This window comes from Streptomyces sp. NPDC058646 (genome assembly GCF_042716875.1).
GTDB lineage: Bacteria > Actinomycetota > Actinomycetes > Streptomycetales > Streptomycetaceae > Streptomyces.
This window is the reverse complement of sequence record NZ_JBHXRK010000040.1, coordinates 1-18,250: the sequence shown is the minus strand read 5'-3', so window position 1 is coordinate 18,250 and position 18,250 is coordinate 1. Positions and strand designations below refer to the sequence as shown.

Genomic DNA, 18,250 nt, shown 5'->3' with positions numbered 1-18,250 from the left:
CGGGTCAGGCGGCTGCGTTGTGGGGGAGTTCCTGTTCGGCTTCGACCTTGGCGTTCCAGTCGCGCTTGATCGCGCGCCAGCCCTCGTCCGTCTCGCCCAGGCGCCAGTAGCCCGAGATGGACAGGTGCTCGCGCGGGACGCCCCGCTCCAGGCGCAGGTGACGGCGGAGCTCCTTGACGAAGCCGGCCTCGCCGTGGACGAAGGCGTGCACGTCCTGGGAGGGGAACTCGAACGAGGTGACCGCCTCCACCAGGGCCTCGCCGACCGGCCGGGCGCCGCGGTGGATCCAGTGCGGCACGGTGCCGTCCGCGGTGGCGATCTTCAGCTCGTCGGCGGGGCCGTCGACCTCGACGAAGGCGTGGACCGTCGCACCGGCCGGTACCCGCTCCATCGCCGCGGCGATCGCCGGCAGCGCACTCTCGTCGCCCACCATGAGGTGCCAGCCGGCCGCCGGGTCCGGGGCGTAGGCGCCGCCCGGGCCGAGGAAGCGTACGAGTTCACCCGGCTGGGCCCCGGCGGCCCACGGACCGGCCACGCCCTCGTCGCCGTGGACGACGAAATCGAGGGTCAGCTCCCGGTGCGCCGGGTCCCAGGCACGCACCGTGTACGCACGCTGGCGCGGCCACTGGGCGCGCGGGAAGTCGGCGCGGATCTGCTCAAGATTCCACGGCGAAGGGTAGGTGACGCCCTTCGGGGGGAAGAGGATCTTGATGTAATGATCGGTGAACTCGCCCGCATCGAAGCCCGTCAAACCGTCACCACCCAGCACGAGCCGCACCATGTGTGGCGAAAGCCGTTCGGTACGTACGACGACAGCGGTTCCGACGGTGCGGGCGCGTCCTTCTGCCACGGTGACTCCCCTGACTCCCCTGAAACTTAGGATTACCTAAGTTAGCACCTCAGTGGAGCAGCGCGCCGCTCAGGCGCGACACGGCTCCACCGAGACCCCACCGATGGGCGAGGGCGGAAACGAGTTCGGGCTGTGCGGGGGACGTGGGAAGAGCCGGGTCGAACTGCGGCAACGGGACGTCCGCGGCCACCTGGACGACCTTCGGCGCGACCGCCAGATACGGACGGGACTCGTCCAGCCGCTTGCGCTGCGCGGGGGTCAGCTTCGACTTAGGGTCGTCGACCGCCGCGATGATCCCGGCCAGCGAACCGTAGGCGTCGAGGAGCTTCGCCGCGGTCTTCTCGCCGATGCCAGGGACCCCCGGCAGGCCGTCGCTCGGGTCCCCGCGCAGCAGCGCCAGGTCCGCGTACCCGGGCCCGTCCACCCCGTACTTCTCGCGCAGCCACGCCTCGTCCGTCACCTGGAGGGTGCCCACCCCCTTGAGCGGGTACAGCACGCGCCGCTGCCGGGCGTCGTCCACCAGCTGGTACAGGTCCCGGTCCCCGGTCACGATGTCGACGGGGCCGGTCGCGCGGGCGGTGAGCGTGCCGATCACGTCGTCGGCCTCGTAGCCGGCGACTCCCACGCGGGCGATCCCGAAGGCGTCCAGCGCCGCCTCGATGATCGGCACCTGCGGGGCAAGGGTGTCGGGGGTCTCCTCCACGTCCGGGCCCGTCTCCGTCTCCTCCGCGACGCGGTGCGCCTTGTACGACGGGATCAGCTCCACCCGCCAGTGCGGCCGCCAGTCGGCGTCCATGCACGCCACCAGATCGTCCGGGCGGTGGTCCTGGACCAGTCGTCCGATGAAGTCGAGCAGCCCGCGCACGGCGTTGACCGGCGTGCCGTCGGGGGCCTTCACCGAGTCCGGCACACCGAAGTAGGCGCGGTAGTAGAGGGAGGCGGTGTCCAGGAGCATCAGGCGTCGTGTCGTCACGGACACGATGATGCCGCAACCCGGCGCGGGCCCGTCCGCCGCGGAACCGCCCGTCAGGACGGCCGTACGCGCTACGGACGGTGAGCGGGCACCTGCGCGAAGGCACCGCCCGGCCGGACCGGTCCGCTCGTGCGCGCGATACGGGAGGCGGTTGCTGCGTAAGGTGCTTACAGCACACCGATGTGCGACGGACAAGGGGAGGGCAGCCCCGACATGAACGACAGGGACGGCACGGACGGCCCGGACGACTTGCACCGCGAGCACGACAAGACCAAGAGCACGGACATGGGCACGGACAAGGACAGGGACAAGGACAAGGACGCGAAGGAACCGCTCAGGGTCGGCGTGGCCGTCCGCAAGCGGCGCCGCGCGCTTCACCTGACCCTGGCGGCCGTCTCGGCGCGCAGCGGCCTGTCGGTCCCCTTCCTGAGCCAGATAGAGAACGAGCGGGCGCGGCCCAGCATGCGCTCCCTGGAACGGGTCGCGGACGCGCTGGAGACCACGGCCGTCGAGCTGCTGGCCGCTTCCGACACCGCGCGCACGGTGGACCTCGTACGGGCCGGCGACGCGTCCGGGCTCACGCCCGTGCCCGGTGTACGGCCCCTCGTGCGCGGCCATCACCAGCTGCACGCCCTGGAGTTCACGGGGGACCAGGACGCGGGCCGCGAGTACCAGCACCGCAACGACGAGCTGATGTACGTGGTTTCGGGCGCCTGCCAGGTGGAGGCGGAAGGGCGGGCGTACCGGCTGGAGAGCGGTGACGCGCTGTTCCTGTCGGGGGGCGTGCGCCACCGCTGGCGGGCCGTCACCGAGGACACCCGGCTCCTGGTCGTGGCCGTCGGCGACCACATCCACGCGACCTCCGAGCCGCCGTCGCCCGGGCGGTGAGCGCCGTGCGGCGGGTCGTCTCGCTGGTGCCGTCCCTGACCGAGGCGGTGGCGGAGAGCGGTCCGGGTCTGCTGGCCGGGGTCACGGACTGGTGCACGCACCCGGCGGACCTCGGGGCTGCGGTGCGCATCGGGGGGACGAAGAACCCCGACGTACGCCGGATCGTGGAACTGCGCCCGGACCTGGTGATCGCCAACGAGGAGGAGAACCGGGCCCCGGACCTGGCGGCCCTGCGGGCGGCGGGACTGGAGGTGCTGGTCACCGAGGTCCGGGACCTGCCGCAGGCCTTCCGGGAGCTGGACCGGGTCCTGGTGGGGGCCCTGGGACTGACGAGGCCGGGATGGCTGGCGGACGCCGAGCGCGCGTGGGACCGGGCCGAGCCGGTGGGGTCCGTGACCGCCTTCGTCCCGGTATGGCGCCGGCCGTGGATGGTGCTCGGCCGGGACACCTTCGCCGGGGACCTGCTGGCGCGGCTGGGCGTGCGCAACGTGTACGCCGGGCACGCGGAGCGTTACCCGAGGGTGCCGGTGGAAGAGCTCGCGGCCGCCGGCTGCGGTCTGGTGGTGCTCCCCGACGAGCCCTACCGCTTCACGGCCGAGGACGGCCCGGACGCCTTCCCCGGCCTGCCCGCCGCCCTGGTCGGCGGCCGCCACCTGACCTGGTACGGGCCTTCGCTGGCCGAGGCCCCGCGGGTGCTGGCGGACGACCTGCGCGCGGCGGCCTGACCGGCAGGACACCCCCGAGGCCCTGTCGTCGAAGTGGCGCCACTGTGACGACAGGGCCTACGGCCGGGCCGGCAGGGTGCGGGTGAGGAGGCCGCGGAGGGTGTGGGCGGCGGCGAGCAGCCAGGCGGTCAGCAGGGCCAGGAACAGGGCCGCGGCGAGCCAGGCGAAGGCCGTCAGGCCGGTGTGGCGGGCCAGGCCGGCGGCGCCGGTGACGCAGGTGCCGACCGGGAAGGTCAGCGCCCACCAGGTCATCGCGAACCGCATCCCGTTCCGGGCCGCCCGGACCAGCAGGGCCGCGGCGAGCGCCAGCCACAGCAGGGCGAAGCCCATCACGGGCACCCCGTAGACGACCGCGAAGGCGGCGAGCGCACCGGCGTACGGGGCGCCGATGGACTGCGGGGCCACGTCGGCGAGCTGGTTCACGGCGGTGGTCGACTGCCCGAGGGGGCCCAGCACCAGGAAGAGGGTCGGGGTCAGGGTCAGGGGGAGGGGGCCGCTCACGAGCAGCCGGCCGAAGACCAGGGGGAGCATGAGCAGCGTGGCCAGCAGGCTCAGGCCGAACATGGCGTAGCAGGCGAGGAGCAGCGCCTCGCGGGGCTGGCCCGCGGGCAGGTGGGGTATCAGCAGGGGTCCCAGCGCGGCGGAGACCATCGGGGCGACCACGGGGAGCAGCCAGACGGGGGTGGCCTGCTTCGCCTCCACCGTGTGGCGGACCATCATCAGGTAGGGCACGGCGACGGCCATGACCAGGCCGATGGAGGTGCCGGCGGCGAAGAGGACGGCGTCCACCGCGACGGCGGCGCCGGTCCCGATCAGGTCCGTGCCGACGACGAGGGTGGCGCCGCCGACGGCCAGCAGGGCCATCGAGAGGCAGCCGTAGAACGGGGCCACGGCGGGGTCGAGGAGATGGGCGCGGGCCTGGTCGCGGTGGTGGATCCAGTGCCCGGCACGGGCCGTGAGCAGCGCGGCGAGCGCGAGCGCGGACAGCACCCAGACGATCTGGCAGGCCACGCGCTGTCCGGGGAGCTGGTACGGGAGGGTCGCGCCGGCGTTGGCGACGATCGCGGTGCCCATGACGGAGGCGTACCAGTTGGGGCCGAGGTGCCGCAGCGCGGGGGCCTGGTGGGCGCGGGGCGCGGTCCCGGCGGGGGTGGGGGTGGTGCGGGGTCGCACGAGGGTGGTGGCCATGGGGCCAGCCTCCCGCCGGGGCGGACCGAGCGGCAGAGGTGATCTCCCTATGGGGCCATAAACTGATGTTATGGGCAATGACGAGTGGGTTCCGCTGGCACACCGGGTACCGGACCTGGGCGCGATGGAACTGCTGCTCGCGGTGGCGCGGATGGGCAGCCTGAGCGGTGCGGCCCGGCGCCTGGGCATCACCCAGCCCGCGGCGAGCAGCCGCATCCGGGCCATGGAGACCCGCCTGGGCGTGGCCCTGGTCGACCGGTCGCCCCGCGGGTCGACGCTGACGGCGGAGGGGGCGCTGGTCACGGACTGGGCCCGGCAGGTGGTGGAGGCGGCGGAGGCCTTCGACGCGGGGGCCCAGGCCCTGCGGGGGCGCCGTGACTCGCGGCTGCGGGTGGCCGCCAGCATGACCATCGCGGAGTACCTGCTGCCCGGCTGGCTGATCGCGCTGCGCGGGCAGCGACCGGACACGGCGGTGTCGCTGCACGCGGGGAACTCGGCGGTGGTCGCCGAGCGGGTCCTCGCGCACGAGGCGGACCTCGGGTTCGTGGAGGGGCTGATCGTGCCGGAGGGGCTGGACTCGGCCGTCATCGCCCAGGACCGGCTGGTCGTGGCGGTGGCACCGGGGCACCCGTGGGCCCGGCGCTCCCGCGGGGTGGCCGCGGCGGAGCTGGCGTCGACGCCGCTGATCCTGCGCGAGCGGGGTTCCGGGACCCGGCAGGTGCTGGATGCGGCCCTGGCGGGTGCCGGGGGGCTGGCGGAGCCGCTGCTGGAACTGGCGTCGACCACCGCGGTGAAGGCGGCGGCCCTCAGCGGCGCCGGGCCGTGCGTCCTGTCGGAGCTGGCCCTCGGCGACGAACTGACGGCCCGCCGGCTGGTCGCCGTCCCGGTCGCGGGGGCCGCCCTGGACCGGGCGCTGCGGGCCGTCTGGCCCACGGGCGCCCGCCCGGCCGGCCCGGCGCGCGACCTCCTGTCGCTGACCCGGGGCCGCTCCTGAGGGCTGCCCCGTGATCCCGGGCGGGCTCGGCCCGCCCGGCCCCGGCCGCCTGTGCCCCACCCGGCCCGTGCCGGGTCTCGGCCCGGGTGCCCGGCTTCGGCCTTCGGGCCCGGCCCCCGCCCCCAGCGGGGCCGCTGAGGTCAGTGCACCCGGAGGGACGTGCGGGTGCCGGCCTCGTCGACCAGGGCGGACATCACGCGGGTGTCCTTGGCCTGCTCCGGGTGCCACTGGACGCCCAGGACCCAGCGCGCCGGGTCGGCGAGTTCGATCGCCTCCACCGTGCCGTCGGCCGCGTGGGCCGAGGCGGTCAGCCCGCGGCCCAGCCGGTCGACGGCCTGGTGGTGGTAGGTCGGCACCTCGGCCTCCTCCGGCACCAGCGCCGCGTACCGGCTGCCGGGAACCGGCCGGACCGGGTGCCGGCCCATGACGCCCGGGGTGTCCATGTGCCCGTCGAGGTGCTGGGTCAGGGTGCCGCCGAGGGCCACGTTCAGGGCCTGCATCCCCCGGCAGACGCCGAGCAGCGGCAGGCCCGACTCCAGGGCGGCGGCGATCAGGGCCAGCTCCCAGTGGTCGCGGACGGCCGCGGGGGAGCCCGTACGGCGGTCGCGGGCGGCCCCGTAGTGGAGCGGGTCCACGTCGGGCCCGCCCGACACGACCAGTCCGTCCAGCCGGCTCAGCACCTCCGCGGCCCTCCCGGGTTCGTCCGGCGGGAGCAGCACGGCCGTGCCGCCCGCCGCCTGGACGAGTTCGTAGTACCCCGAGGGGACGAGGGCCGTGGGCAGGTCCCACACGCCGTAGCGGGTGGAAGCCTCCACGTAGGTGCTGATGCCGATGAGCGGCCTGGGCACGTTCTCTACCTCCTGGACGGTCGGTGCGGTCGGGCGGGGACAGGATTTCAGTCCCGTGCGAGCTCCGCCTCGGCTTTCGCGAGGGCGGCGAACTCCTCCTCGGGCGCCGAGGCCACCAGGTGGCGGCGGCTGTAGAGGGCGAAGTAGGCGAGGGCGACGGCGTACACGGCCAGCGCGATGAACGCCGCGTCCCTGTCCACCAGGAAGGTGGCGACCAGCGCCAGAAGGGCCAGGACGAAGGCCACCGAGGAGGTCAGGACGCCGCCGGGGGTGCGGTAGGGGCGCTCCAGGCCCGGTTCCCGGCGGCGCAGCACGATGTGGGAGAGGGCCATCAGGGCGTAGGAGATGGTCGCTCCGAACACCGCGATGTTGAGCATGCGGGCGCCGTCGCCGGTCGCCGCCGCGAGGGTGAAGCCGATCGCTCCGGGGATGACGAGACCGAGGTACGGGGCCTTGCGCCGGGAGGTGAGCGACAGGAAGCGGGGCAGGTACCCGGCCCGGGAGAGGGCGAAGAGCTGGCGCGAGCCGGCGTAGATCAGCGAGAAGAAGGAGGCCACCAGGCCGGCGAGGCCCGCGTAGTTGACGAACCGGCTCAGCGCGGTCGGGCCGCCGTCCCCCTCCAGGGCCACCACCAGCGGGTTGCCGGCCGACTTGATCGCGTCCGCGCCCTGCGCGCCGGTCGCCGCGAAGAAGGTGATCAGGGCCAGCAGCGCGAGGATGCCCATGGAGAGGGAGAGCGCCTTCGGCATGGAGCGGACCGGGTCCTTCGCCTCCTCGGCCGCCAGCGGGACGCCCTCCACGCCGAGGAAGAACCACATGCCGAAGGGGAAGGCCGCCCAGATGCCCAGCAGGCCCAGGGGCAGCCAGGAGCTGGAGCCGAAGGCGTCCGCGTCGACGGGGATGTCGTCGAGGCCGCTCGCGTCGAACTCGGTGAAGGCGCCGACGGCGAAGATCAGGAGTGCGGTGACAGCGATGGCGGTCACGACGAGGCTGAAGCGCAGGGCTTCGCCGACCCCCCAGAGGTGCACCCCGATGAAGATGACGAAGCAGGCCAGGTAGACGGGCCAGCCGGAGGTCAGGCCGAAGAGGCCGAGGGACTCCACGTAGTCGCCGATGAAGATGACGATCGCGGCGGGAGCCAGGATGTACTCGATCAGGATGGCGGTGCCGGTCAGGAAGCCGCCCCAGGGCCCCAGCGCGCGCCGGGCGAAGCCGTAACCGCCGCCCGCGGTGGGCAGGACGCTGGAGAGCTCGGCGAGGGAGAAGACCAGGCAGGCGTACATCGCCCCCATCAGGACGGTGGCGACGGCGAGGCCGCCGAAGCCGCCCTTGTCGAGGCCGACGTTCCAGCCGGAGAAGTCCCCGGAGACGACGTACGCGACGCCGAGGCCGGTGAGCAGGAGCCAGCCGGCGCTGCCGCGGCGCAGCGTGCGGCGGGCGTGGTAGTCCTGGTCGCCGCCCCCGGGGGACGGGGTGGGTGCGGGGACGGCGGTGAGCCGTGCCTCGATGTCGTCGGCCATCGTGCGCTCCTGCCTCAGGGCAATGGTTGTGGGGCGTACCTTTGCCGTACCGGAGTGGAGTGCGCAAGACCTGTGCGTTAAAGAGAAGTTACGAAGGCCTCCCGGCCGGGGGCCTTCCCGGGCGGCGGGGCGGAGGCGGTGCGGCCCCTGGCCCCGCGCCCGCCCCCGGGCCGCCCGCTCAGGCCAGGAACCCCCGCAGCAGCGCCGCCGTGCCGCAGCAGTGCTCGCGCATCGTCTCCCGGGCCAGGTCCGCGTCCCCCTCCCGTACCGCCTCCACCAGGGTGGTGTGCTGCTGCTGGGAGTGCTCCAGGTTGCGCACCAGCAGCGGGATGCAGTCCAGCAGGTCGTTCACGGTGGCCCGGACGGCCGCGTACTGGGCGGTCAGGGAGGCCGAACCGGCCAGTTCGCACAGGGTGAGGTGGAAGAGGGTGTCCTGGCGGCGGTAGTCGGCCAGGGGGGCGTCGTGCGTGGCCGCCAGCGCGCCGAGCAGCCGCCCGGTGTCCTCCTCGGTGAGCCCCTGGGAGGCGCAGAGTCCGGCCGCGCCCACCTCCAGCACCTCGCGGAACCGCAGGACGTCCTCGATGTCCACCCCGGCGACGCGCCGGCGCAGCTCCTCCCCGACGCCGGCCGCCGGCGTGTCGGCGCGGGGCAGGACGAACGTTCCGCCGTAGCGTCCGCGCCGGGACTCCACCAGGCCCTGGTCCTGCAGGACCTTCAGCACCTCGCGCAGCGTGACCCGGCTGATCCCCATCCGCTCCGCCAGCTCGCGCTCGGGCGGCAGCCGTTCCCCGCCCGGCACCAGGCCCAGCCGGACCACCTGGAGGATCTGCTCCAGAGCCTCCTCGAAACCGTTGCCCGCCCGCACCTGCCGCAGCACGGGATTCAGCCGTGCCACGGCGTCTCCTTCGCTCGCCGTATCGGTCATCTCGGCCCCTCCCCTTCCCAAGCAATGGTTCTGTTCAATACCTTAGGCCTCCTCGGCTCACCGAAGGAGAGATTCCCGTGGTAGACCGCAAGCCGCCGCTCGCGACCGAGGAGCTCCGCGTCCTCGTCGCCAGCGGTGAGATCGACACAGTCGTCCTGGCCTTCCCCGACATGCAGGGGCGCCTCCAGGGCAAGCGGTTCGCCGCACAGTTCTTCCTGGACGAGGTCCTGGAGCACGGCACCGAGGGCTGCAACTACCTCCTCGCCGTCGACACCGAGATGAACACGGTCGACGGCTACGAGATGTCCTCCTGGGACCGGGGCTACGGCGACTTCGCCATGCACCCCGACACCGCCACCCTGCGCCGCATCCCCTGGAACCCCGGCAGCGCCTTCCTCGTGGCCGACCTCGCCTGGAACGACGGCTCGCCCGTCGTCGCCGCGCCCCGGCAGATCCTGCGCCACCAGCTGGAGCGCCTCGCCGAGCGCGGGTACACCGCGATGGTCGGCACCGAGCTGGAGTTCATGGTCTTCCAGGACACCTACGAGAAGGCCTGGAACTCCGGCTACCGCGGTCTGACCCCCGCCAACCAGTACAACACCGACTACTCGGTCCTCGGGACCGGCCGCATCGAGCCCCTGCTGCGCCGCATCCGCAACGAGATGCAGGCCGCGGGCCTGGTCGTCGAATCGGCGAAGGGGGAGTGCAACCTCGGCCAGCACGAGATCGCCTTCCGCTACGACGAGGCGCTCACCACCTGCGACCAGCACGCCGTCTACAAGACGGGGGCCAAGGAGATCGCCGCCCAGGAAGGCGTCTCGCTCACCTTCATGGCCAAGTACGACGAGCGCGAGGGCAACTCCTGCCACATCCACCTCTCCCTGGGTGACGCCGACGGACGCAATGCCATGGCCGGTGACGGTCCGGGCGGGATGTCACCGGTGATGCGGCACTTCCTGGCCGGCCAGCTGGCCGCACTGCGCGACTTCTCCCTTCTCTACGCCCCCAACATCAATTCGTACAAGCGTTTCCAGCCGGGATCCTTCGCCCCCACGGCCGTCGCCTGGGGCGTGGACAACCGGACCTGCGCCCTCCGGGTCGTCGGCCACGGCCGGTCCATGCGCTTCGAGAACCGCCTCCCCGGCGGCGACGTCAACCCCTACCTCGCCGTCGCCGGCCTGGTCGCGGCCGGTCTCCACGGCATCGAGAACGAGCTGGAACTGCCCGACGCCTGTGCGGGCAACGCCTACACCGGCGAGTACGCCCACGTCCCCACCACCCTGCGCGAGGCCGCGGAACTCTGGGAGAACAGCGAGATCACCAAGGCGGCCTTCGGGCCGGACGTGGTCGCCCACTACCGGAACATGGCCCGCGTGGAACTCGACGCGTACGACTCCGCGGTGACCGACTGGGAGCTGCGCCGCTCCTTCGAACGCCTCTAAGCCCACCCGTACCGACCCGAGAACTGAGAGGCCCCACGTGTCCGCTGCGCCGGCCCCTGCCGATCTGAGAGTGCTGAACCCGGCCACCGAGGAGACCGTCGCCCTCGTCCCGGCCGCCACACGGGACGATGTCGACGCCGCCGTGGCGCGGGCCGCCGCCGCCCAGCGCGGCTGGGCCGCCGCGGCGCCCGCCGACCGCGCGCGGCTGCTGCGCCGCTTCGCCGCGGTCGTCGACGGACACGTCGAGGAACTGGCCCAGCTGGAGGTCCGCGAAGCCGGCCACACCATCGGCAACGCCCGCTGGGAGGCCGGCAACGTCCGCGACCTGCTCGACTTCGCCGCGGGGGGAGTGGAACGGCTCTCCGGCCGCCAGATCCCCGTGGCCGGCGGCATCGACGTCACCTTCCTCGAACCCCTCGGCGTCATCGGCGTGATCGCCCCCTGGAACTTCCCCATGCCGATCGCCGCCTGGGGCCTGGCGCCCGCCCTGGCCGCGGGCAACGCCGTGATCCTCAAGCCGGCCGAGACCACCCCGCTGACCGCGCTGCGCCTCGCCGAACTCGCCCTCGAAGCCGGGATCCCCGAGCACCTCTTCCAGGTGCTCCCCGGCCACGGGGCGGTGGCGGGCGACGCACTGGTCGAGCACCCCGCCGTGGCCAAGATCGTCTTCACCGGCTCCACCCGCGTCGGCAAGCAGATCATGGCCAAGTGCGCGGACCGGGTGAAGCGGGTCACCCTCGAACTGGGCGGCAAGAGCCCCAACATCGTCTTCGCGGACGCGGACCTGGAAGCGGCCGCCGCGGCCGCCCCCATGGCCTTCCTCGACAACACCGGCCAGGACTGCTGCGCCCGCACGCGGATCCTCGTCCAGCGCTCGGCGTACGACCGCTTCCTGGAGCTGCTCGCCCCGGGCATCGAGAGCGTCGTCGTGGGGGACCCGGCCGACGCGAAGACCCAGATGGGCCCACTGATCTCACGGACCCAGCTGGACCGCGTACGGTCCTACGTCACCGACGACCTCACCACCGTCCGCGGCTCCGCCCCCGAAGGCCCCGGCTTCTGGTACCCCCCGACCCTCGTCACGGACGTGGCCCCCACCGCACCCGTGGCCGCCGAGGAGGTCTTCGGCCCCGTGGCCGTCGTCCTGCCCTTCGAGGACGAGGAGGACGCCGTACGCCTGGCCAACGCGACCGAGTACGGCCTCTCCGGCTCCCTCTGGACCCGCGACATCGGCCGCGCCCTGCGCGTCTCGCGCGCCGTCGCCGCCGGGAACCTGTCCGTCAACTCCCACAGCAGCGTCCGCTACTGGACCCCCTTCGGCGGCTACAAGCAGTCCGGACTCGGCCGCGAGCTCGGACCCGACGCCCTCACCGCTTTCACCGAGACCAAGAACGTCTTCATCAGCACGGAGGCCTGACCAGCATGTCGAACGAAGAGATCATCTGCCGCCGCCTCGTCGGCCGCACCGCCGTCATCACCGGAGCCGGCAGCGGCATCGGTCTGGCCGCCGCCCGCCGCCTCGCCTCGGAGGGCGCGCACATCGTCTGCGGGGACATCGACGAGACGGCCGGCAAGGCCGCCGCGGAAGAGGTCGGCGGCACCTACGCCAAGGTGGACGTCACCGACAAGGAACAGGTCGACGCCCTGTTCAAGACCGCTTTCGACACCTACGGCTCCGTCGACATCGCCTTCAACAACGCGGGCATCTCGCCGCCGGACGACGACTCCATCCTCACCACCGAGCTCGACGCCTGGCGCCGCGTCCAGGACGTCAACCTCACCTCCGTGTACCTGTGCTGCAAGGCCGCCCTGCCCTACATGCAGCGACAGGGCCGGGGCTCGATCATCAACACCGCCTCCTTCGTGGCCGTCATGGGCGCGGCCACCTCCCAGATCTCCTACACCGCCTCCAAGGGCGGCGTCCTCGCCATGTCCCGCGAGCTCGGCGTCCAGTTCGCCCGCGAGGGCATCCGCGTGAACGCCCTGTGCCCGGGGCCCGTCAACACCCCGCTCCTGCAGGAGCTGTTCGCCAAGGACCCCGAACGGGCCGCCCGCCGCCTCGTCCACATCCCGCTGGGCCGCTTCGCCGAGCCCACCGAGATCGCCGCCGCCGTGGCCTTCCTCGCCAGCGACGACTCCTCCTTCATCAACGCCACCGACTTCCTCGTCGACGGCGGCATCTCCGGCGCGTACGTGACCCCGCTGTAGGCCCCGCCCGCCTCACCCCACCCGCCTCACTCACCCACCCGCCACTCCGCCGGCCGGGCGCCACAAGGTGCCCGGCCGGCCCCGTACCCCGCATCCCCGGAGGAGCAGCATGCAGTGAAGATGGGCGACGCCCCTCGCCCTCGTGGCGGTCACCGGCTCCGGACTCCTCCTGGCACCCCCGGCACAGGCAGGCCACGCCCCGTGTCCGCGGGTGACCGTCGGAGCCGGGTGGTACGGGGACAACCAGGCACGGCTCCAGCAGCTCGTCGACCGGTACGGCCGATGCGGCCCCTACCGGTCCGGCCGGGTCCAGCCCGTCGCCGTCTTCGACTGGGACAACACGGTCGTCAAGAACGACGTCGGCGACGCCACCATGTTCTGGCTCCTGCGCAACGGGAAGATCCGCCAGCCCGCCGCCGGTGACTGGACCACCACCAGCCGCTTCCTCACCCCGGCCGCCGCCACCGCGCTGGCCGGGGCCTGCGGCGCCCTGGCCCGCCCCGGCACCCCGCTGCCCACCGGCACCGGTACGGCCGGAGCCGACCGCTGCGCCGACGAGGTCCACGCGGTCTACGCGACCGGGGCGACCAGGAACGGCGCCGCCGCCTTCGCCGGCTGGGACCGCCGCACGAACGAACCCGGCTACGCATGGCTCCCGCAGCTCATGCAGGGCTGGACCGCCCGCGAGGTACGCGGCTTCGCCGCCGCCGCCCGCACCGAGAACCTCGCCGCGCCCGTCGGGACCGCGCAACGGGTCGGAAGCGGCACCGCCACCGGCTGGGTCCGCTACTACGACCAGCAGAAGGACCTGGTCAAAAGCCTGCAGAAGGCCGGCTTCGACGTCTGGATCAGCTCCGCCTCCCCGCAGCCGGTCGTAGAGGTGTGGGCCGGGAGCGTGGGCATCGGGGCCGACCGGGTCATCGGCATCCGCAACACCACCGCGCGCGGCGGGAAGTTCACCTCCCACCTCCAGGGGTGCGGCTCCGTCCGGGACGGAGCCGACACGATGATCACGTACATCGACGGCAAGCGCTGCTGGATCAACAAGGAGATCTTCGGCGTACGGGGCGCCGCCGCCGAGAAGGTCCAGCCCGCGGCCCGCCGCCCGGTGTTCGCCGCCGGCGACTCCGACACGGACATCTCGTTCCTGCGCGACGCGACCGCCCTGCGGCTCGTCGTGAACCGGAACAAGAACGAGCTGATGTGCCGGGCGTACGACAACAGCGACGGCACATGGGCCGTCAACCCGATGTTCATCGAGCCGAAGCCGCGGAGGAGCAGCCCCTACCCGTGCGCCACGACGGGCTACACCGAGCGCGACGGCACCGCCGGACCGGTCCGCCGGAGCGACACCAGCGTCATACCCGACCAGACGGACAGCGTCTTCTGACGGTCCGGCGGTGCCGGGCGTCGCGGGCCGGGCGCCACGGTGACGACAGGGCCTAGAGGAAGGTGCGGCCCTCGCCGCGGTAGGTCGGGACGGTGGCCGCCACCCGGTCGCCCTCCACGAGGTGCAACGCGTCGAAACGCTCGCACAGTTCCCCCGCCTTGGCGTGGCGGAACCAGACCCGGTCGCCGATCAGCAGGTCGTCGGCCGGGCTCCCGAGCAGCGGCGTCTGCACCTCGCCCGCGCCCTCCCGGGGGTCGTAGCGCAGGCCCTGCGGAAGGTACGGCACCGGCAACCGGTCCGCCCCGGCCGCGCCGGAGGCCGGATAGCCCCCGCCGAGCACGGTGACCACGCCGACGCCGGGCCGCCGGACCACGGGCTGGGCGAAGAGCGCGGCAGGCCGCCCGCGGAAGGAGGTGTAGTTGTCGAAGAGCCGCGGCACGTACAGCCCGGACCCGGCGGCGATCTCCGTGACCGCGTCCTCCGCCGCCGTCTGCTGCACGCTGCCCGTCCCGCCGCCGTTGACGAACTCCAGGTCCGGCACCACCGCGCGCACCGCCCGTACGGCCTCGGCGCGGCGGGCCGCCAGTTCCTTGCGGGCCGCTCCCTGCATCAGCCGGATGGCCCGGGAGCGCAGCGGACGGCCCGCCAGCGCGTCCCCGACCCCGGCGACGTGGCCCTCGTACCCCATCAGCCCCACCACCCGGAAGCCCGGCCGGGCCGCGACCGCACGGGCCAGGTCCGCCAGCCGGTCGGGCTCGCGCAGCGGGGAGCGGCGGGCACCGACCCGCACCCGCCCCCCGAACAGGTGCAGCGCGGTGTCCAGTTCCAGGCAGACCCGCACCTCCTGCGTGCCGCCGTCGCGCGACCGGTCGACGAGGTCCAGCTGGGCCGGATCGTCGATCATGACGGTGACCGCGGCGGCGAGCTTGGGATCCGCGGCGAGTTCGGCGAAACCGCCCCGGTCGGCGGACGGGTACGCCAGCAGGACGTCCTCGAACCCGGAACGGGCCAGCCACAGCGACTCGGCGAGTGTGTACGACATGATCCCGGCGAATCCGGGCCGTGCCAGGACCCGTTCCAGGAGTGCGCGGCACCGGACGGACTTGCTGGCCACCCGCACCGGCTTGCCGCCGGCCCGCCGCACGAGATCGTCCGCGTTGGCGTCGAACGCTGCGAGGTCGACGATCGCCAGGGGCGCGTCGAGGTGCGCGGTCGCCCGGTCGTAGCGGGCGCGGTCGGCGGCGGGGTAATTCATGGGCGCAGCTTGCCAGACCGCTCTACCCGTGGGTAGGGGTCGCGGCCCGTCCCCCCGGGTCCGGCCGGGGCCCGGAGGACCGTAGAGTACGGACAGGCAGCCGTACGGAACGGGGGGCGAGCCGCCGGATGACCACGTCGACACCGCGGACCGCGGTCCTGGGAGACCCCGGCCCGCCGCCGCCCCCGCCTCCGGGCCCGCGCCGCCGCCCCGGGCGCATCGTCGCCGCCGTGCTCTGCGCCCTCCTCGGAGCGGGCCTGGTCGGCGGGGCCGCGGCCACCGCCTGGAGCGAACACCGCGCCGCCAACCGGCCCTTGTCCGCCGCCGCCGTCCACCGCGAGGCCGGCTCGCTGTGGCGGGCCACCCCCGTGGACGGCCTCCTCCCGCCCGTGGTGGCGGGACCCGCCGCCGGGCCCGGTGGCGCCGACCGGACCTGGACCCGGATCGCGCTCGCCCCCGACGCGGACTGCCCGGCAGCCCTGGCCCCCGACTGGCAGGGCCTGCTGGCCGGCACCGGCTGCACGCGGGTCCTGCGGGCCACCTACACCGACGCCACCCGCAGCTCCCTGATCACCGTCGGCATGGTCTTCACCCCCGCCGGCGCCCCCGCGATGGCCGCGCTCACCGGCCGGCTCACCGCCCCGCCCGCGTACGGGTTCGCCGACACCCAGCGCGCCGCCTGGGAGGCGTCCGTACTCCCCGACGCCCCCGTGATCGTCTACGCGGTCTCCGCCTTCGCCGACGGACGCCACCTGGACGCACCCCGCCCCGCCGAGGACGTGATGAAGAAGGACGCCACCGGAGCCGTGGCCCAGGCGGGCCTCGGCCACGAGGCCAAGGCCCTCGCCGACCGCATCCGGGACACGGTCCGGGCCCTCGCCGTACCGCCCGGGGCCTCCGCGCCGCCGCCCGCGTCCCCGTCCGCGGCCTCCGGCTCCGCTTCCGCCTCCGCACCCGCCGCGGAGCCCGCCCGATGAGCAGAGCCCGGGGCGCGCTCGCCGTCGCCCTCGCCGTCCTCCTCGCGGGCGCCGTCGCGCCCCCGGCCGCCGCCGACGCCATCCGCGACCGCCAGTGGGGCCTCCTGGCCCTGCGCGCCGAGGAGGCCTGGGGCACCACCCGGGGCGACGGCGTCACCGTCGCCGTCCTCGACACCGGGGTCGACGCCACGCACCCCGACCTCGCGGGGCAGGTCCTCGACGGTACGGACCTCGTCGGCATGGGCGCGGGCCGCGGCGACCGCGCCTGGGCCCGCCACGGCACCGCCATGGCGAGCATCATCGCCGGGCACGGCCACGGCCCGGACCGGGGCCAGGGCGTCCTCGGTCTCGCCCCGCAGGCGAAGATCCTGCCCGTGCGGGTGATCCTGGAGGAAGGCGATCCGGGCCGGGCCCAGGCCCGCGAGAACAAGGGCGGGGCCCTCGCCGAGGGCATCCGCTGGGCCGCCGACCACGGCGCGGACGTGATCAACCTGTCCCTCGGCGACGACAGCGACTCCGCCCACCACGAGGCCGGGGAGGACGAGGCCGTCCAGTACGCCCTCGCCAAGGGCGTGGTGGTCGTCGCCTCCGCGGGCAACGGCGGCGAGACCGGCGACCGCGTCTCCTACCCGGCCGCCTACCCGGGGGTCATCGCCGTCACCGCCGTCGACCGCCGGGGGAGGAAGGCCCCCTTCTCGACCCGCAACTGGTACGCCACCGTCAGCGCCCCCGGCGTCGACGTGGTCATCGCCGACCCCGACCGCTCCTACTACGAGGGCTGGGGCACGAGCGCCGCGGCGGCGTTCGTCTCCGGCGCGGTGGCCCTGGTCAAGGCGGCCCATCCGGACCTGTCCCCGGCACAGATCAAGAAGCTGCTGGAGGACACCGCCTCCGACCGGCCCAGCGGCGGCCGGGACGACGCCCGCGGCCACGGCACGGTGGATCCCGCCGCCGCGCTCCAGGTGGCGGAGACCGTGCGGCCCGAGGCCCCGGTGCCCGCGGCCGCCGCCGCCCCGCAGACGTACTTCGGGCCCGGACCCGAGCCGGCCCGGCCCCCCGAACGCGGCGCCCGGTTCGGGGCCGCGGCGGCTGCGGGCGCGGGAGGGGTGCTGCTCGTCCTGGCCGGCGTACTGGCCCGGCGCCCCCGCGGCGCCCGCCACCGGGACCGGGGGGCGGCCCCGTACGGAGACCCCCACGGGGCACAGTAGGGTCGGGTAACTGTGGCGAACATGGCGAACAAGAACATTCCCGACCCCGGCTTCTCCGACGACGACGGCTCCGCCGACCCGAGGCTGAGCGCGGCCCTGGCCGCCTGGGCCGGGGACCGGTCGAAGGAGCCCGAGGTGCTGGCGGCCCTGAAGGGCGCCCGCCTGCTGGTCCCGGTCGTCGCCGTCCTCGGCGAGGTCGAGACGGACCCCGGGACGGGCCTGAAGCGCGAGAAGACCAGCGACATGGCCGTCCCGACCCTGCGCGCCGGGGACCGGCGGGCGCTGCCGGCCTTCACCTCGATCGCGTCCCTGACCCTCTGGGACCCCGCTGCCCGCCCGGTCGCCGTCCCGCTGCACCAGGCCCTGGCGGCCGCCGCGCACGAGAAGGCCGACACGCTGGTGCTCGACCTGGCCGGCCCGGTCCCCTACCAGCTCACCGGTCCCGCCCTGCTCGCGCTGGCCGAAGGCCGCACGGACGCGGACCCGCTCGCCGACCCCGCCGTACGGGAGGCCGTACGGGCCGCCGTGGCCGCTGAGCCGGCGGTGCTGCGTGCCCACCTGGTCCCCGGCGGCGCGGACTCCGACGGCACCCTGGCCGTCGTCCTGGCAGCCGGCGCCCCGGCTCCGGCGGCGGCCCGCCGGGTCGCCGAGGGCCTGGCCTCCGACACCACCCTGCGCGCCCGGCTCGTACGCGGGCTGGACCTGGCGCTGCTCCCCGCGGACGCCCCGGCTCCGCCGGGCGAGCCGCTCTTCACGCGCTGACCGCACGGAGCACGGCGACCCCGGATCCGCCGTATGGCGCTCCGCCCCCACGCCCCCCATCCCCACCTACCTCGCCGCCGTCGCCGCCGGCCCCTGG

17 protein-coding genes are annotated in these 18,250 nt (G+C 74.3%); 10 read left to right on the top strand and 7 right to left on the bottom strand.

All coding sequences use genetic code 11. The features are described from left to right. Positions 1-4: 4 nt before the first annotated feature. Both ACFWUZ_RS32990 and ACFWUZ_RS32985 read right to left on the bottom strand, forming a co-directional pair. Positions 5-850, bottom strand: coding sequence for a siderophore-interacting protein (locus tag ACFWUZ_RS32990; protein WP_384381266.1), 846 nt, complete (start codon positions 848-850; stop codon positions 5-7). 49 nt (positions 851-899) lie between these two features. Beyond that, the gene (locus tag ACFWUZ_RS32985) at positions 900-1,805 is read right to left on the bottom strand and encodes a 5'-3' exonuclease H3TH domain-containing protein (protein WP_384381316.1); all 906 of its coding nucleotides are present in this window, start codon (positions 1,803-1,805) and stop codon (positions 900-902) included. A 303-nt stretch (positions 1,806-2,108) separates the two neighbouring features. On the opposite strand from ACFWUZ_RS32985, the gene ACFWUZ_RS32980 reads away from it, so the two are divergent. Together ACFWUZ_RS32980 and ACFWUZ_RS32975 are read left to right on the top strand one after the other, a co-directional pair. Further along, positions 2,109-2,711: a helix-turn-helix domain-containing protein gene (locus ACFWUZ_RS32980; RefSeq protein WP_384381315.1), complete on the top strand. Its 603-nt coding sequence runs from the start codon at positions 2,109-2,111 to the stop codon at positions 2,709-2,711. A 5-nt stretch (positions 2,712-2,716) separates the two neighbouring features. Beyond that, on the top strand, positions 2,717-3,436 hold the full coding sequence (locus tag ACFWUZ_RS32975; RefSeq protein WP_384381313.1) for a helical backbone metal receptor: 720 nt from the start codon (positions 2,717-2,719) through the stop codon (positions 3,434-3,436). Between the two features lie 57 nt (positions 3,437-3,493). Here the strand turns inward: ACFWUZ_RS32975 and ACFWUZ_RS32970 are convergent, their stop codons facing one another. Beyond that, entirely contained in the window at positions 3,494-4,624 is a 1,131-nt protein-coding gene (locus tag ACFWUZ_RS32970) for a TDT family transporter (protein ID WP_384381264.1), read from the bottom strand. A 70-nt stretch (positions 4,625-4,694) separates the two neighbouring features. On the opposite strand from ACFWUZ_RS32970, the gene ACFWUZ_RS32965 reads away from it, so the two are divergent. Continuing rightward, the gene (locus tag ACFWUZ_RS32965) at positions 4,695-5,618 is read left to right on the top strand and encodes a LysR family transcriptional regulator (protein ID WP_384381262.1); all 924 of its coding nucleotides are present in this window, start codon (positions 4,695-4,697) and stop codon (positions 5,616-5,618) included. Positions 5,619-5,758: 140 nt separating this feature from the next. On the opposite strand, the gene ACFWUZ_RS32960 is transcribed toward ACFWUZ_RS32965, so the two are convergent. From ACFWUZ_RS32960 to ACFWUZ_RS32950, 3 genes are all read right to left on the bottom strand, one after another. After that, positions 5,759-6,466 (bottom strand): gamma-glutamyl-gamma-aminobutyrate hydrolase family protein, encoded by a 708-nt coding sequence (locus ACFWUZ_RS32960; RefSeq protein ID WP_384381260.1) that lies wholly within the window; start codon positions 6,464-6,466, stop codon positions 5,759-5,761. 47 nt (positions 6,467-6,513) lie between these two features. Beyond that, positions 6,514-7,986 (bottom strand): ethanolamine permease, encoded by a 1,473-nt coding sequence (eat, locus tag ACFWUZ_RS32955; protein ID WP_384381258.1) that lies wholly within the window; start codon positions 7,984-7,986, stop codon positions 6,514-6,516. A 178-nt stretch (positions 7,987-8,164) separates the two neighbouring features. Then, entirely contained in the window at positions 8,165-8,911 is a 747-nt protein-coding gene (locus tag ACFWUZ_RS32950) for a FadR/GntR family transcriptional regulator (RefSeq protein ID WP_384381256.1), read from the bottom strand. A 77-nt stretch (positions 8,912-8,988) separates the two neighbouring features. On the opposite strand from ACFWUZ_RS32950, the gene ACFWUZ_RS32945 reads away from it, so the two are divergent. The 4 genes from ACFWUZ_RS32945 (at position 8,989) to ACFWUZ_RS32930 (ending at position 13,951) form a co-directional block, all read left to right on the top strand. Then, positions 8,989-10,353, top strand: a complete 1,365-nt coding sequence (locus tag ACFWUZ_RS32945; RefSeq protein ID WP_384381254.1) for a glutamine synthetase family protein — start codon at positions 8,989-8,991, stop codon at positions 10,351-10,353. Between the two features lie 37 nt (positions 10,354-10,390). Further along, a complete protein-coding gene (locus tag ACFWUZ_RS32940) occupies positions 10,391-11,770 on the top strand; it encodes an aldehyde dehydrogenase family protein (protein WP_384381252.1) in 1,380 nt (459 codons plus the stop codon). Between the two features lie 5 nt (positions 11,771-11,775). Beyond that, positions 11,776-12,561, top strand: a complete 786-nt coding sequence (locus ACFWUZ_RS32935) for a 3-oxoacyl-ACP reductase (RefSeq protein ID WP_384381250.1) — start codon at positions 11,776-11,778, stop codon at positions 12,559-12,561. Positions 12,562-12,772: 211 nt separating this feature from the next. Then, positions 12,773-13,951: a haloacid dehalogenase-like hydrolase gene (locus tag ACFWUZ_RS32930; RefSeq protein WP_384381248.1), complete on the top strand. Its 1,179-nt coding sequence runs from the start codon at positions 12,773-12,775 to the stop codon at positions 13,949-13,951. 52 nt (positions 13,952-14,003) lie between these two features. Here the strand turns inward: ACFWUZ_RS32930 and ACFWUZ_RS32925 are convergent, their stop codons facing one another. After that, positions 14,004-15,206, bottom strand: coding sequence for an amino acid deaminase/aldolase (locus tag ACFWUZ_RS32925; protein WP_384381246.1), 1,203 nt, complete (start codon positions 15,204-15,206; stop codon positions 14,004-14,006). Positions 15,207-15,334: 128 nt separating this feature from the next. On the opposite strand from ACFWUZ_RS32925, the gene ACFWUZ_RS32920 reads away from it, so the two are divergent. From ACFWUZ_RS32920 to ACFWUZ_RS32910, 3 genes are read left to right on the top strand one after another with little or no spacing between them, the layout of a single operon-like run. After that, complete coding sequence (locus ACFWUZ_RS32920) at positions 15,335-16,183, top strand: hypothetical protein (RefSeq protein WP_384381244.1); 849 nt, start codon at positions 15,335-15,337, stop codon at positions 16,181-16,183. Next, a complete protein-coding gene (gene mycP / locus ACFWUZ_RS32915) occupies positions 16,180-17,391 on the top strand; it encodes a type VII secretion-associated serine protease mycosin (RefSeq protein ID WP_384381242.1) in 1,212 nt (403 codons plus the stop codon). The genes ACFWUZ_RS32920 and mycP overlap by 4 nt, the downstream gene beginning before the upstream one ends. A 21-nt stretch (positions 17,392-17,412) precedes the next feature. Further along, entirely contained in the window at positions 17,413-18,153 is a 741-nt protein-coding gene (locus ACFWUZ_RS32910; protein WP_384381240.1) for an SseB family protein, read from the top strand. Positions 18,154-18,250: the final 97 nt, after the last annotated feature.

Coding starts and splice junctions, on each gene's coding strand:
- ACFWUZ_RS32935 (WP_384381250.1), top strand. CDS start 11,776: ATGTCGAACGAAGAGATCATCTGCCGCCGCCTCGTCGGCCGCACCGCC.
- ACFWUZ_RS32910 (WP_384381240.1), top strand. CDS start 17,413: ATGGCGAACAAGAACATTCCCGACCCCGGCTTCTCCGACGACGACGGC.
- ACFWUZ_RS32970 (WP_384381264.1), bottom strand. CDS start 4,624: ATGGCCACCACCCTCGTGCGACCCCGCACCACCCCCACCCCCGCCGGG.
- ACFWUZ_RS32920 (WP_384381244.1), top strand. CDS start 15,335: ATGACCACGTCGACACCGCGGACCGCGGTCCTGGGAGACCCCGGCCCG.
- ACFWUZ_RS32980 (WP_384381315.1), top strand. CDS start 2,109: ATGGGCACGGACAAGGACAGGGACAAGGACAAGGACGCGAAGGAACCG.
- mycP (WP_384381242.1), top strand. CDS start 16,180: ATGAGCAGAGCCCGGGGCGCGCTCGCCGTCGCCCTCGCCGTCCTCCTC.
- ACFWUZ_RS32965 (WP_384381262.1), top strand. CDS start 4,695: ATGGGCAATGACGAGTGGGTTCCGCTGGCACACCGGGTACCGGACCTG.
- ACFWUZ_RS32950 (WP_384381256.1), bottom strand. CDS start 8,911: ATGACCGATACGGCGAGCGAAGGAGACGCCGTGGCACGGCTGAATCCC.
- eat (WP_384381258.1), bottom strand. CDS start 7,986: ATGGCCGACGACATCGAGGCACGGCTCACCGCCGTCCCCGCACCCACC.
- ACFWUZ_RS32925 (WP_384381246.1), bottom strand. CDS start 15,206: ATGAATTACCCCGCCGCCGACCGCGCCCGCTACGACCGGGCGACCGCG.
- ACFWUZ_RS32985 (WP_384381316.1), bottom strand. CDS start 1,805: ATGCTCCTGGACACCGCCTCCCTCTACTACCGCGCCTACTTCGGTGTG.